Origin of the sequence: Comamonas sp. MYb396 (assembly GCF_037479555.1) — a bacterium.
Taxonomy (GTDB): domain Bacteria; phylum Pseudomonadota; class Gammaproteobacteria; order Burkholderiales; family Burkholderiaceae_C; genus Comamonas.
The window spans coordinates 379,007-393,086 of record NZ_JBBGYU010000002.1 but is presented as its reverse complement, the minus strand read 5'-3'; the positions used below and the strand labels follow the sequence as shown (position 1 = coordinate 393,086).

Sequence of the window (14,080 nt, the reverse complement as noted above, 5' to 3'; positions counted from 1 at the left end):
TTCTCCCATGACCCTCCTGACCCGACGCACGCTGATGACGCATTCCGCGCTTGGCCTGTTCCTCAGTACCTTAGGAATTTTCACGATGACCACCACCACAGCGGCCGCTGCCGATGCCCCTAAAAATCCCTTCACCCTGGTCTATGCGGGTGCGATTGCCAAGAACGAACCGGGCAAGGTCAATATCCATCCGGTGACCTACCCGCTCAATGGCCTGGATATCGTTGCCAACGTCTACACCCCTGCTAACTACGATCCCCAGCAGCGCTACCCGGCCGTGGTGGTGGCGCACCCCAACGGCGGGGTCAAGGAGCAGGTTGCCGGCCTCTACGCCCAGCGCCTGGCCGAGCAGGGCTTTATCACGATTGCTGCAGACGCCGCCTACCAGGGCGGCAGCGGCGGGCAGCCGCGCAGCACCGACAAGCCGCAGTTCCGCGTCGAAGATATCCACGGCATGGCCGACTTCATCACGCGCTTTGCCGGTGTCGACCCGCAGCGCCTGGGGCTGTTGGGCATTTGCGGGGGAGGCGGCTATGCGCTCTCGGCGGCCAAGTCGGACAAGCGTTTCAAGTCGATCGCCACCTTGAGCATGTTCAACTCCGGGCGGGTGCGCCGCAATGGCTTTGCCGATTCGCAACTGGCCAGCGTGCAGCAGCGCCTGCAGCAGGCCAGCGATGCGCGGGCTGCGCAAGCGGCGGGCGGCAAGATTGTCTATGCCGGTGATGCCGACATGAGCGATGCGCAGATTGCCGCGCTCCCGTTCGAGATGTACCGCCAGGGCTATGAATACTACTGGCGCAGCCATGCGCATCCGAACTCGACGTTCAGGTACACCAGCAGCAGCCTGTTGGACCTGATGCGCTGGGATGCGACCGACCAGATCGCGCTGCTCGAGCAGCCCTTGCTGATGGTGGCAGGGACTGCCGCCGACAGCCTGTACATGACCGAGGACGCGTTTGCCAAAGCCACTGGCGCCAAGCACAAGGAGCTGTTCAAGATCGAGGGCGCCACCCACATCGAGACCTACTGGGTGCCCAAGTATGTCGATGCCGCCATGGGCAAGCTGGCGCCGTTCTACAGCCAGACGCTGTAATGGCAGCGGCCAACCGCTCCACGCGGCGGGCGCTCTTGGGCACCTTGGCCAGCTTGCCGGTTGTGGGGGCCGCTTCTGCGCAGCCGAACCAGGGCTGCGGCAGCAGTACGGGCCAGGTGCTGGTGGCCTATTTTTCACGCACCGGTAACACCCGTGTCATTGCCGGCTTGGTCCAGCGCAGCCTCAAAGCGCAGATCGCCGAGATAGCGCCGGCCACGCCGTACCCCGAGGACTACCTGGAGACGGTGGAGCAGGCCACGCAGGAGCGTGATGCGGGCCGCAGCCGGCCTCTGGCGCGGCCTATCGATATCGGCGGTTTTGACACGGTGTATCTGGGCTTTCCCATTTGGGGTGAAACCGTACCTCCCGTGGTGCGGGCCTTTTTGGCGGCACAGGACTGGCAAGGCAAATCCCTGGTGCCGTTCCAAACCCATGGCGGCAATGGACTGGGCAACAGCCTGGAGGTGCTGGCCGGCTACCTGGCCCAGGGCCGCCTGCAGCCAGGTTTTGCGATGGAAGCCGACCAGGAGCGGCGCACGATGACCCAGGTGGGGGAGTGGCTGCAGAAAAGCAGCTGCCGCTGAGTGCCTGCGGCGTAGGACAACCGCGCAGCTGGCCGGTGGTATTGCATTTGTGCGGAACCCCGGCGGCGCCATGGGCTCCAAGTGCCTCCTTTGTGCACTTTTTATAGCGGAGCCCTGATCCATGACGACTGAAGAAATTCGTGCCACCTTGACCCTGTGCCTGCTCGCCTCGTTTGCCGATGGCGAGAAGCACGAGCGTGAGCGCGAGCAGATCCGCCAGGTCGCCGAGGGCCTGGCGGCCGACCAGCAGATCAACCTGCCCCATCTCTACCAGGATGTGCTGCTGCGCCGCGTGCAATTGGGCGATGTGCTGGCCCAGCTGCAGACCACCGAGGCGCGCCAGCTGGCCTATGAGATGGCGCTGTGCGTCTGCGAAGCCGATGGCAGCACCAGCCCCAAGGAAGCGGCCTTTTTGGCGCAGCTGCGCGAGGCTTTTGGCACGGCAGGGCAGGCGTCCACCGCGCCCGCTGCAGCTGCAGCGCCCGCTGTAGCTGCGGTGGCTGCCTCGACGGGGATGGCTGCAGCGCCTGCGCTGGCCACGCCGCCCGCGCAGGCGCTGGCCGGCAACCTTGTCGATGCACCGTTGAATGCCGCCTTGCCCGATGCCCCGCTGACGCTGACCGAGCCGGCGCCCCATCCGGCAGCGGCGGACCCGTTGGTGCCGGCGCAGGCCGAGCGCCGGCCCTCGAGCTTGTCGGTGGAGGCCATGGACCAGAAGATCCTCAAGGCCTCGATTCTCAATGGTGCGATCGAGCTGCTGCCCGAGAACCTCTCGACGCTGGCGATCATTCCGCTGCAGATGCGCCTGGTCTACCAGATCGGGCAGAACTATGGCTACGAGCTGGACAAGGGCCATATCAAGGACCTGCTGGGCGCGCTGGGTGTCGGCTTGACCTCGCAGTACCTGGAGCAGGCCGGGCGCAAGCTGCTGGGCGGCTTGCTGGGCAAGGCCGGCAAGGGCCTGCTCGGGGGCCTGGGCCGGCAGGCGGTCAGCAGCGGCATGAGCTTTGCCTCCACCTATGCGCTGGGCCATGTCGCCAACCAGTACTACGCCGGCGGGCGCCAGCTGTCGACCGAGATGCTGAAAAATGCCTACCAGCATGTGATGCAGGATGGCCGCCAGCTGCAGTCGCGCTACCAGGCGCAGATGCAGGAGACGGCCAGCGGCCTGAACACCGCCAAGATCCTGTCGATGGTGCGCGGCGGCCAGTAAACATATATCTAAATGTAACCATCTCTGTAGGCAAAAGCCTGGAGTTTATGCAGGACGATACCGTCAGTATTGTCGGAATATATTGATTGCTGTATTTGGTTTTTGTGACTGAGATAAGCCCAACCCGCCTTCATCGGCGGGTTTTTTTGTCTGAGCGCTACGCCATGAAATGTCTTACAGAAACCAGCACTTATCCCAAATTTCTCCTCTGAAGGAATGCCAATAACAACCGATGAATTTGGCTTGCATTCTGAAGTTGGGGCGGAGATTGGTACGCCTTTCTCAGGCAGTGGGACAGGCGCGCGGAGCTGGCTTTGCTTATAGACCGGAACTAGTCGCGGTTATATGTTATTTCAATAAATTAATTTTAGATTTACCAAAGGTTCGCAGTACGGTTGCCCTTGTGAATAGTTGTGTTGGCATGAGTAATCAGCGGCACCTTTCCTCGCGCGTCGGTTGGTATGGCCTGAGTTGATCTCTCCCCATCCTGGCGTCTTGGCACGGTGCACAAGGAGACGCTATGAACCCGATTGGTGCGCAGAGGACACTCCGCCGTCTGCTGTTTGGAGGGCTCGCGAGCCTGGCTCTCGTCTGCAGTTTTAACGCTTCGGCGGCATCGGCCGGATCCGGCCGGGCCTATGGCCTGCAGGTCACCGCCGATGTGGTGGGGGTGGGGCTCGGCGTCCCGATTGCCGATACCGGGCAGAAAACGGCACCACCGGATTTCAATACCCCCACCTCGGTCGTCAATGCGTCTGTCGCTGCAGGCGTCGGCAATTTGCTGACCGTGCGTACGGGTGTTCTCAACGCCGCCACGCAAAGCAAGCTGGCGCAAAACAGTGTCGTGTCCTCGTCCTCCGTCAGCGGCTTGGCCCTCAAGCTCGCCGGGCTGGCGCTGGGGGCAGATACGATCAGCTCGCAAGCCAAGATGTCCTGCGTCAATGGGACGCTGAGGCCAGAGGGCAGTGCGCAAATTCTGGGTGCCTCGGGATCGCTCGCCGGCGTCAGTGTGGCGGCAAACACCCGGGTCGATCTGACGATTGGTGTGCCCACTCTTGGGACCATGGTCGGGGTCGTTCTCCACACCAATGAGCAAACTCTGAGCCCAGACGGCAAGACCCTGAGCGTCAATGGGCTGCGTGTGGAGCTCGTGGCGTCTGCGCTCGGTATTCGCTTGCTCGGCGCATCGGTGATCGTAGGCAACTCCACGGCCACGATGGCCGACTGCGCGCCCACGGTCACCTTGGGTTCCTTGCCCTTGATTACCACCAGCAACCAGGCCGCTATCCCCGTCAGCGGAAGCTGCAGCGCCGGCAGCGGCAATGTGGCCATCAGCTCCACGCCCGCCGGCGTGACCCAGTCGCTGCCTTGCTCCGCCACGGGCAGCTATTCCGGTTCGGTGAACACCACAGCGCTGGCCGACGGCCCCGTGACGCTCACGGCATCACAGAGCCCCGCAGGGCCCACCAGCGCGGCGAGCCAGGCCACGACCAAGAACACGGCCCCGGTATTGCAACCGCCGGTTGTGACGGTGGTGTCTGCGCCCCATATCACCCTGGCCAACCAGGCGTCCTATGGCGTCTCGGGCACCTGCTCGGCGAATGGCGCGGGTGTTGCCATCACCATCGGCGGCGTCGGAGGAGTTACGTCTACTGCGCAGTGCAGTGGCGGCCTCTGGTCCTCTACGGGCCTGAATGTCGCCAGCCTGGCCAATGGGCCAGTCACCGTTGCGGCTTCTCAAACGGTCAGTGGTCTGACCGGCACGGGCAGCCTGCTGACCAGCAAGGACTCGACCGGGGGTGTGCCCGTGGTGGTGGTGACCTCGGCACCTGCGATCACGGCGACAAACCAGACCTCCTACACTGTCTCGGGCACTTGCTCGGTCAATGGCAGCAATGTGACTGTGTTGATCGACACCGTCACTGCCTCGGTACCTTGTACCGGCAATATCTGGGCTGCCGCAGGCCTGGATGTCAGTGGCTTGCTCGATGGCGCCCTCACGGTCACGGCCACGCAAACCGCCAATGGTCAAACAGGAACGGGCAGTCTGGGGACCACGAAGGACTCGGCCGGGGCTATCCCGGTCGTGACCATCAGCCTGGCTCCCGCCATCACGCTGGCCAACCAGGCTGCCTATAGCGTTTCGGGCAGCTGTTCGGTTAATGGCAACAACGTGGCCGTGCTGGTGGGCTCGGTCGCTGCCTCTGCGCTGTGTACGAATGGCAGCTGGTCCACGGCCGGCCTGGATGTCAGTGGCTTGCCCAATGGGGCCGTCACGGTCATGGCTTCGCAAACGGTGGGCGCGCAGACCGGATCCGCGACCCTGGTGACCAGCAAGGACGTGACGGGCGCCGTACCCGTGGTAGCGGTGACCTCGGCCCCCGCGATCACGGCGCTGAACCAGGGCTCCTACACGGTCTCTGGTGCCTGTTCGGCCAGCGGCAGCAACGTGGCCGTGCTGATCGGCTCCGTCGCTGCTGCAGCGCCTTGTAATGGCGGCCTCTGGTCCACCGCAGCGGTGGATGTCAGTGGCCTGCTCGATGGCACGGTCACGGTGACGGCGTCGCAGACGGTGGGCGGCCAGACGGGATCGGGCAGCCTGCAGACCAGCAAGAACACGGTGGTCGATGCCCCCGTGGTGACCATTAGCTCGGCACCTGCCATCACGGCGCTCAATGAGGGCGCCTATACGGTCTCGGGCACCTGCTCGGCCAATGGCACGAACGTCGCTGTGCTGGTCGGCTCCGTGGCGGCCGCGGCGCCCTGTACGGGCAACATCTGGTCCAGCTCGGGCCTCGATGTCAGCGGCTTGGCGGATGGGCCGGTGCTGGTCTCGGCCTCGCAAACGGTAGGCACGCAAACCGGGTCGGGCACGCTGGTAACAGCCAAGGACACGGCGGGTGTCGCACCCGTGGTGACCATCAGCGCTGCACCTGCCATCACGGCGCTGAACGAGGCAGCCTATACCGTCTCGGGCAGCTGCTCGGTCAACGGTACCAACGTCAGCGTCCTGGTCGGCTCCGTCTCTGCATCAGCGGCCTGCGATGCCGGCCTCTGGACCACCTCGGCGCTGAATGTCGCGGCCTTGCCGGATGGCGCGGTCACGGTGACCGCTTCGCAAACCGCCAATGGCCAAACCGGATCGGGCACGCTGGTGATCGCCAAGGACACGGCCGGGGTCGCTCCTTCCGTGGCCGTCACCTCGGCACCCGCCATCACCGGTGGCAACCAGGCGTCCTATGTCGTGTCGGGCACCTGCTCGGCCAACGGCAGCAACGTGGCCGTTTTGGTCGGCTCCATCGCTGAATCGGCCATGTGCGACGGCGGTGTCTGGGCCACTGCTGGCCTGGATGTCAGTGGCTTGCCCGATGGCGCGGTCACGGTCACGGCCACGCAAACCGTCGGGGGCCAAACCGGATCGGGCAGCCTGGTGACGAGCAAGAGTTCGGCCGGCCTGGCTCCGGTGGTGAGCATCACCTCGGCGCCTGCGATCACGGCAGCGAACGAGTCGTCCTATACCGTCTCGGGCACCTGCTCGGCCAATGGCGCGGGGGTGGATGTTCAGGTCGGCACCGTCACTGCCTCGGCGCCCTGCAGTGGCGGCATCTGGTCCACCGCGGGCCTTAATGTCAGTGGCCTGGCCAATGGTGCTGTTTCGGTCGTTGCCGCGCAGACGGTGGGCGGCCTGACTGGCTCGGGGAGCTTGGTGATCACCAAGGACTCGCAGGGACTTGCCCCGGCGGTCACCATCACCTCGGCGCCTGCGATCACGGCGGCCAACCAGTCGGCCTATACCGTCTCGGGCACCTGCTCGGAAAACGGCGTGGTGTTGACGGTGCATGTCGGTGACGTTGCAGCGGTGCCGCAGCCTGTGTGCAGCGGTGGCATCTGGTCGACCGCAGCGATGGATGTCAGCGGCTTGCCCGATGAGATGGTGCTGGTGACGGCCTCGCAGACGCTGAACGGCCAAACCGGATCGGGCAGCGTGGTGACCGCCAAGGACACGGCCGGCATTGCGCCGGTGGTGGCCATCAGCTCGGCACCGGCCATCACGGCAGCCAATGCATCGGCCTATACCGTCTCGGGCATCTGCACGGTGGACGGCAGCAATGTGGCGGTACTGGTCGGCTCGGTGGCGGCTTCGGCCCCCTGCAGTGGCGGCATCTGGACCAGTGCAGCGTTGGATGTCAGTGGCTTGCCTGATGGGTCGGTCACGGTGACGGCCTCGCAAACGGCCGGTGGCCTGACGGGATCGGGCAGTTTGGTGACCGCCAAGGACACGGCAGGCGTTGCACCTTCGGTGGCCATCACCTCGGCAGCGGCGATTACGGCGGCCAACCAGTCGGCCTATGTCGTATCGGGCACCTGCTCGGTCAACGGCATGGATGTCTCCGTTCTGGTGGGCCAGGTCGCGGCAACGGCGCCCTGCAACAACGGCGCCTGGACCAGCGCCGCGATGGATGTCAGTGGCTTGCCCGCTGGGGCAGTGACGGTCATGGCCTCGCAATCGGTCGGTGGCCAAACGGGCTCGGCCAGCCTGGTCGTCACCAAGGAGTCGGGGGGCAGCGCACCTGTGGTGAGCATCACCTCGGCGCCTGAGATCACGGCGGCCAACCAGTCGGCCTATACGGTCTCGGGCACCTGCTCGGTCAACGGGGCGGGCGTCGCAGTCCAGATTGGCACCATCTCCGCGTCTGCAGCCTGCAACAGCGGCAGTTGGACCACTGCAGCGCAGGATGTCAGTGCCTTGCCGGACGGCTTGGTGACCCTGACCGCCTCGCAAACCGTGGGCGGCGGAACGGGGGCGGCCAGCCTGGTCATCGGCAAAAACGCGGCCGGCGCGGCGCCGGTGGTGACCATTGGCTCGGCACCCCCCATCACGCTGGCCAACCAGGCGTCCTATAGCGTCTTTGGCAGTTGCTCGGCCAACGGTACGAATGTGGCGGTCCAGGTCGGCAATGTCTCTGCCACTCCCCTGTGTGACGGCGGAAGCTGGTCTGCGTCGGGCCTGGATGTCAGCGCCTTGCTAGATGGCGTGGTCGTCGTGACGGCTGAGCAAATCGTAGGCGGCCTGTCTGGCTCCGACAGCGTGGAGACCACCAAGACCACGGCAGTGGTGGTTCCTGTGGTGGTCATCACCTCAGCCCCTGCAATTACCGCTTCGAATGAGGCCGCCTATACCGTCTCGGGCACTTGCTCGGCCAACGGCCAAGCTGTGAGCGTGCTTGTCGGCACGCTACCCGCAACGGCACCGTGCAGCGATGGCATCTGGGCCACCGCGCCCATTGATGTCAGCGGCCTGGACGATGGACAGATCACGGTGCAGGCCTCGCAAGATGCTGGTGGTCAAACGGGAGGGGTCAGCCTGGTGATCAGCAAGGACACGGCTGGCGCAGCACCTGCCGTGAGCGTGACCTCGGCACCCGCGATCACGGCAGCCAACCAATCGGCTTACACCGTCTCGGGCACCTGCTCGGCCCATGGTGAAGCGGTAGCGGTTGAAATCGGTACGGTGCCTGCATCGGCGCAGTGCAATGCGGGCATCTGGTCGAGCGCGGCCGTGGATGTCACTGCCTTGCCCAATGGCCCGGTCACGGTGAAGGCCTCGCAGACGCTGAACGGCCAAACCGGCTCGGGCAGCCTGGTGACCAACAAGGACGCGGCTGGGGTGACACCCGTGGTGAGCGTGACTTCGGCACCGGCGATCTCGGCGGCGAACCAAGCAGCCTATACCGTCTCGGGCACCTGCTCGGTGGACGGCAGCAACGTGGCAGTCCTGGTGGGCTCGGTATCGGCATCGGCACTGTGCAACGCGGGCATCTGGTCCTCGGCGGCCGTGGATGTCACGGCCTTGCCCGATGGAGCGGTCACGGTGATGGCCTCGCAAACTGCCAATGGACAATCGGGATCCGGCAGCTTGGTGACATCCAAGGACTCGGCAGGCCTCGCTCCTGTGGTGGCCATCACGTCCGCCCCTGCGATCACGGCATTGAATGTGTCGGCGTACTCCGTCTCGGGCAGCTGCTCGGCCTATGCGGAAGCGGTGACCGTCCAGGTTGGCTCGCTGTCCACTTCGGCGCAGTGCAACCTTGGCATCTGGGCTACGCCAGCCATCGATGTCAGTGCCCTGGCCGATGGATCGGTCACCGTGACGGCCTCGCAGCTGGTTGGCGGCCTGACAGGGTCCGGCAGCCTGGTGATTGGCAAGGACACTGCAGGCACGGCCCCCGTGGTGAGCGTGACCTTGGCTCCCACGATCACGGCGGCGAACCAGGCCTCGTATGCCGTCTCCGGTACCTGCTCGGCCAATGGCAGCCCCGTGGCGGTTCAGGTGGGCTCGGTCGCTGCGACGGCCTCCTGCGCGGGCGGCAACTGGGCCGCTACCGGCCTGAATGTCACTGCGCTGGCTGATGGATCCGTCACCGTGACAGCGGCGCAGACCGTCGGCAACGTGATCGGGGCGGGCAGCCTGCTGACCCTCAAGGACACGGCAGGCGTCGCTCCCGTGGTGACCGTGACCTCGGCACCCGGCATCACCGCAGCCAACCAGGCTTCGTATGTGGTCTCGGGCAGCTGCTCGGCCAACGGTAGCAACGTGGCGGTTCAAGTCGGTGCGGTGGCTGCATCGGCGCCATGCGCTGGCAACAACTGGGCCATCCCCGGCGTGGATGTCAGCAGCTTGCCCGATGGCCTGGTGACCGTGACCGCTGCGCAGACGGTTGGCGCCCTGCAGGGATCGGGCAGCCTGGTGACCAACAAGACCACCGGCGCAGTCCAACCCGTGGTGACCATCACCTCGGCACCCGACATCACGGCAAGCAACCAAGCGGCCTATACCGTGGCGGGCATCTGCTCGGTCAACGGCACCAACGTGGATGTCGAGGTCGGCTCGGTGTCTGCATCGGTGCCCTGCACCAGCAACAGCTGGACGACCGCCGCGTTGAATGTCAGCACGGTGCCCGATGGAACGGTGACCGTGACGGCGGCGCAAACGGTTGGCGGACAGTCCGGGTCGGACAGTGTGGACGTCAACAAGGCCACGGGTGGAGCCATACCGGTGGTGACCATTACGTCGGCACCCGCCATCACGGCAGCCAATGCGTTGGCGTACTCCGTCTCGGGTACCTGCTCGGTGGGCGGCAGCAATGTGGATGTGGAGGTCGGCTCGGTGTCTGCCACTGCGCTGTGCAATGGCGGCATCTGGGCGACCGAGGGCATGGACGTCAGCGGTCTGGCGGATGGATCGGTTGAGGTGACGGCCACGCAAACGGTGGGTGGCCAGACGGGGCTGGGCAACTTTGTGACCAGCAAGGATGCCGCTGGGGTTGCGCCCGCCGTGGCTATTACCTCGGCTCCTGCGATCACGGCAGCCAACCAGTCGGCCTATACCGTCTCGGGCACCTGCTCGGCCAATGGCGCCAATGTGGATGTGCTGATCGGCGGCCTCGCTGCATCGGCGGTTTGCAACAGCGGCATCTGGGCCAGCTCGGCGATCGATGTCAGTGGCTTGGCCAACGGGCCGGTCTCCGTGTGGGCGTCGCTGACGGTGGGTGGCCAGACGGGCAGCGGCGGTTTCACGACCAGCAAGGACGCTGCGGGCGTGGTACCTGTGGTGGCCATTAGCTCGGCACCTGCGATCACCGCATTGAACCAGGGGGCTTACACCGTCTCGGGCACCTGCTCGGCCGATGGCGCCACCGTGACCGTGCTGATCGGCTCCATTGCTGCATCGGCACCGTGCAACGCAGGCATCTGGGCTAGCGCGGGTGTGGATGTCAGTGGCCTGGCCGATGGTGCAGTCACCGTCATGGCGTCGCAGACTGCGGGGGGGCAAACGGGATCGGGTAGCCTGGTGACCACCAAGGATTCGGCAGGAGCTGCCCCTGTTGTCGCGATCACGTCGGCTCCATCGATCACTGCAGCCAACCAGACGGGCTATACCGTCTCGGGCACCTGCTCGGCAGAGGGTGCCAACGTCAGCGTGCTGGTCGGCGCCATCGCTGCATCGGCAGTGTGCAATGGTGGCATCTGGGCGAGCGCGCCCATCGATGTCAGTGGCTTGCCTGATGGACCGGTTTCCGTGACGGTGTCGCAGACTGCGGGTGGTAAGACGGGCACCGGCGGCTTTGTGACCAGCAAGGACGCGGCCGGCGCCGCACCTGCGGTGGCTATCACGTCGGCCCCGGCGATCACGGCAGCCAACCAGACGGCCTATACCGTCTCGGGCACCTGCTCGGCAGAGGGTGCCAACGTCAGCGTGCTGGTCGGCGCCATCGCGGCATCGGCAGTGTGCAATGGTGGCATCTGGGCGAGCGCGCCCATCGATGTCAGTGGCTTGCCTGATGGACCGATCACAGTGACCGCTTCGCAGACGGCGGGCGGTCAGACGGGCAGCGGCGGCTTTGTGACCAGCAAGGATTCGGCTGGCACCAAACCATCGGTGGCCATTACGTCGGCCCCGGCGATCACGGCAGCCAACCAGACGGCCTATACCGTCTTGGGCAGCTGCTCGGTCAATGGCAGCAATGTGGTGGTGCTGATCGGCTCGCTGTCGGTTACCGCATCCTGCAATGACGGCACCTGGACCACCGGACCTGTGGACGTCAGTGGCTTGCCCAATGGACCCATCACGGTGACGGTGTCGCAAACGGCAGGTGGCCAGACCGGAACCGGTGGTTTTGTGACCAGCAAGGACTCGGCAGGCAGCGTCCCCGTGGTGACCGTGACCTCTGCACCGGCGATCACCTTGGCCAACCAGTCGGCTTATGCCGTCTCGGGCAGTTGCTCGGCGGCTGGCACCAACGTGGCCATTCTGGTCGGATCCATACCGGCATCGGCATCGTGCAACGCTGGCGCCTGGTCCGCATCGGGCCTGGATGTCAGCAGCTTGCCCGATGGTGCGGTCACGGTGACGGCTGCACAGACGGTGGGCAGCCTGACCGGCTCGGGCAGCCTGGTCACCAGCAAGCAGGGCACGACCGCCTCTGTGACGGTCACTGCGGCGCCGCGTATCAGCAGCGCCAACCAGGCCAGCTATGGTGGCGTCTCCGGCAACTGCAGCGCAGCAGCTGGCGCGGTGACGGTGGCCATCGGCAGCATCAGCAACACGGTGGCCTGCACCGGCGGCAACTGGACCTTGGGCACTGTCGATGTGCGCAGCCTGCCCGAGGGCACGGTGGTGGTGACGGCATCGCAGACAGTCGCTGGCACGGTCATCTCCGGCACGCGCAATACCGTCAAGGACACGACGGCGCCTGCGGTCTCGATCACCACGGCAGCGAACATCGACAATGCAAACCAGGACGCCTACAGCCCTGCAGGTACCTGCAGCACCGGTGACGGTATCGTGACGGTGAGCGTAGGATCCATCCCGGCGACGGCGGCCTGTGCCAGCGGTAGCTGGACAGCGCCTGGCATGCGGGTAGGGTCCCTGCCCAATGGCCAGGTGACGGTGACGGCGTCGCAGACCGATGAGGCCGGCAATACCGGCAGCAGCACGCGCCAAGTCACCAAGAGCTCCGACTCGGGTGGCGAACCGCCCGAGCCGCCTGCCGGCCGGATTGCGGCGCAGAGCGGCACCTGGATTGTCAGCGACGAGCTCAATGGGGAGCCAGGTCGCGGCATGGGCATCGATATCCAGGATGGCGTGCTGTTCATGCAACTCTTCGGCTACCGCCAATCGGGTGAACCCACCTTCTTCACGGCACTGGGTAGCTTGCGGGACAACACCGTGACGGCGCCGCTGTATTACTACGAAGGCGGGCGCTTCTTTGGCAGCGAGCAGCGCGATGGCCATGAGGCAGGCAGCCCCGGCAATGTGGTGATCACTTTCAGCAGCCGCACCACCGGCACGATCCAGTTCCCGGGCGAGCCAGCCAAGCCCATGCAGCGCTTTGACTACGAAGGCACACCAGCGGGCGTCTTCTCTGACCCGGCCTTTGTCGACCGCTGGGCCATGGTCGAGCTCAACAGCAGCAACCAGCCGGTGCGCAGCTGGTGGGCCGATATCGGCACGAGCGAGCAGGTGGCCATGAGCGAGGACTGGGCGGCGACCGCGATGAGCTGGCCTTATCCCCCTGGCGTGGCGACGACGGTCCACGGCTTTGGCGGTACCTTGTCGGGCCAGATGGTGGCGCAATGCAGTTACGGAGGTACCGGTGTGGTGTTCAACTGTTCCGGCCAGCGTGATGGGGGTGCAAATGCTGGCCTCTCGGTAGCACTGCGCCTGCAGCGTGATGTCGACCAGCTGAGCGGCACCCTGCAAGAGGGCGGTGGTGAGGCTCGGCGCCTGGTGGGCTTCCGCGTGGGACGCGCAGCCTACAGCTGGCAGGACAACCAGAGTGTGCGCACCAGCTACTACGCGCCAGGCTATGCCCCTGAGTCGGGTACCTGGGTGGTCAGCAGCGAGCTGCGCGGCCTGCCTGGCCGAGGTCTGTCGATCGAGCTGCAAAAGCCCATCAACAACGAGGACCATATGTTGTTCATGTCGGTCTACGACTATGAAAGCGACGGCAAAGCCACGTTCCACAGTGTGTTGGGCGCGCATGACGCATCCACCACGCCAGAGCCCCATACGCCCGATCTGTCCACGGTCCAGTACCAGGGCGGGCGCTACTTTGGTGGCCCGGCTGCGATTGCCCGCTTCAAGGCCGATGCCGGTCCGACCAGGGCGATCCACTTCAGCGCGCCATCGGTGGGGACGCTGGCCTTCCCGGGTGAAGATCCGGTGCAGATCGAGCGCTTCTACTACGGCGTGAACAAGGGCTCGGCCCAGTCGCTGCGCGGATCCTGGGTGCTGCTGTCGCAAACGGATGCGATGCCCAGCCGCAGCTTCCGCTTCCAGACGCGCGACGCCAACTCGGTGATCGATACCGAATCGGGCTATGTCTGTGTTGCCCAAGTGCTGCGCCAGTTCAACTTCCACTGCACCGGCCCCTCGGGCTCCCCAGCCTTCCGCTTTGTGGCCGGCTTCTACGGCGCCAGCACCGGCATTGTGGGAGACGCCGAGGATGCACCGGCCATCACCGTGGTGCGGGTGACCGATCCAAACGGCGAGAGGGTGCAGGCAGGCGACTGAGGAGGGGGGCACCGCTGGGCCGGCCGGTCCTGAACCGGCTGGGCCTCACCCGGCCGGACCCAGCAGCGGCCTCTGACCCCGCATCACCGGACGCGGGGATGCTGCCTGATCGG

At 65.4% G+C, this 14,080-nt stretch carries 4 protein-coding genes; all 4 read left to right on the top strand.

What is annotated here, in order from left to right; genetic code table 11:
• Positions 1-85 precede the first annotated feature (85 nt).
• The 4 genes from WH265_RS05885 (at position 86) to WH265_RS05870 (ending at position 13,967) form a co-directional block, all read left to right on the top strand.
• Positions 86-1,093, top strand: a complete 1,008-nt coding sequence (locus WH265_RS05885; RefSeq protein WP_339557659.1) for an alpha/beta hydrolase — start codon at positions 86-88, stop codon at positions 1,091-1,093.
• The gene (locus WH265_RS05880; RefSeq protein ID WP_339557658.1) at positions 1,093-1,677 is read left to right on the top strand and encodes a flavodoxin; all 585 of its coding nucleotides are present in this window, start codon (positions 1,093-1,095) and stop codon (positions 1,675-1,677) included. Before WH265_RS05885 ends, WH265_RS05880 begins: the two co-directional genes overlap by 1 nt.
• Before the next feature lie 121 nt (positions 1,678-1,798).
• Complete coding sequence (locus tag WH265_RS05875; RefSeq protein WP_339518828.1) at positions 1,799-2,890, top strand: TerB family tellurite resistance protein; 1,092 nt, start codon at positions 1,799-1,801, stop codon at positions 2,888-2,890.
• Between the two features lie 520 nt (positions 2,891-3,410).
• On the top strand, positions 3,411-13,967 hold the full coding sequence (locus WH265_RS05870) for a beta strand repeat-containing protein (RefSeq protein WP_339557657.1): 10,557 nt from the start codon (positions 3,411-3,413) through the stop codon (positions 13,965-13,967).
• Positions 13,968-14,080 lie beyond the last annotated feature (113 nt).

Excerpts from the sequence above, each read along its gene's own strand:
- WH265_RS05880 (WP_339557658.1), top strand. The coding sequence starts at position 1,093 with ATGGCAGCGGCCAACCGCTCCACGCGGCGGGCGCTCTTGGGCACCTTG.
- WH265_RS05875 (WP_339518828.1), top strand. The coding sequence starts at position 1,799 with ATGACGACTGAAGAAATTCGTGCCACCTTGACCCTGTGCCTGCTCGCC.
- WH265_RS05870 (WP_339557657.1), top strand. The coding sequence starts at position 3,411 with ATGAACCCGATTGGTGCGCAGAGGACACTCCGCCGTCTGCTGTTTGGA.
- WH265_RS05885 (WP_339557659.1), top strand. The coding sequence starts at position 86 with ATGACCACCACCACAGCGGCCGCTGCCGATGCCCCTAAAAATCCCTTC.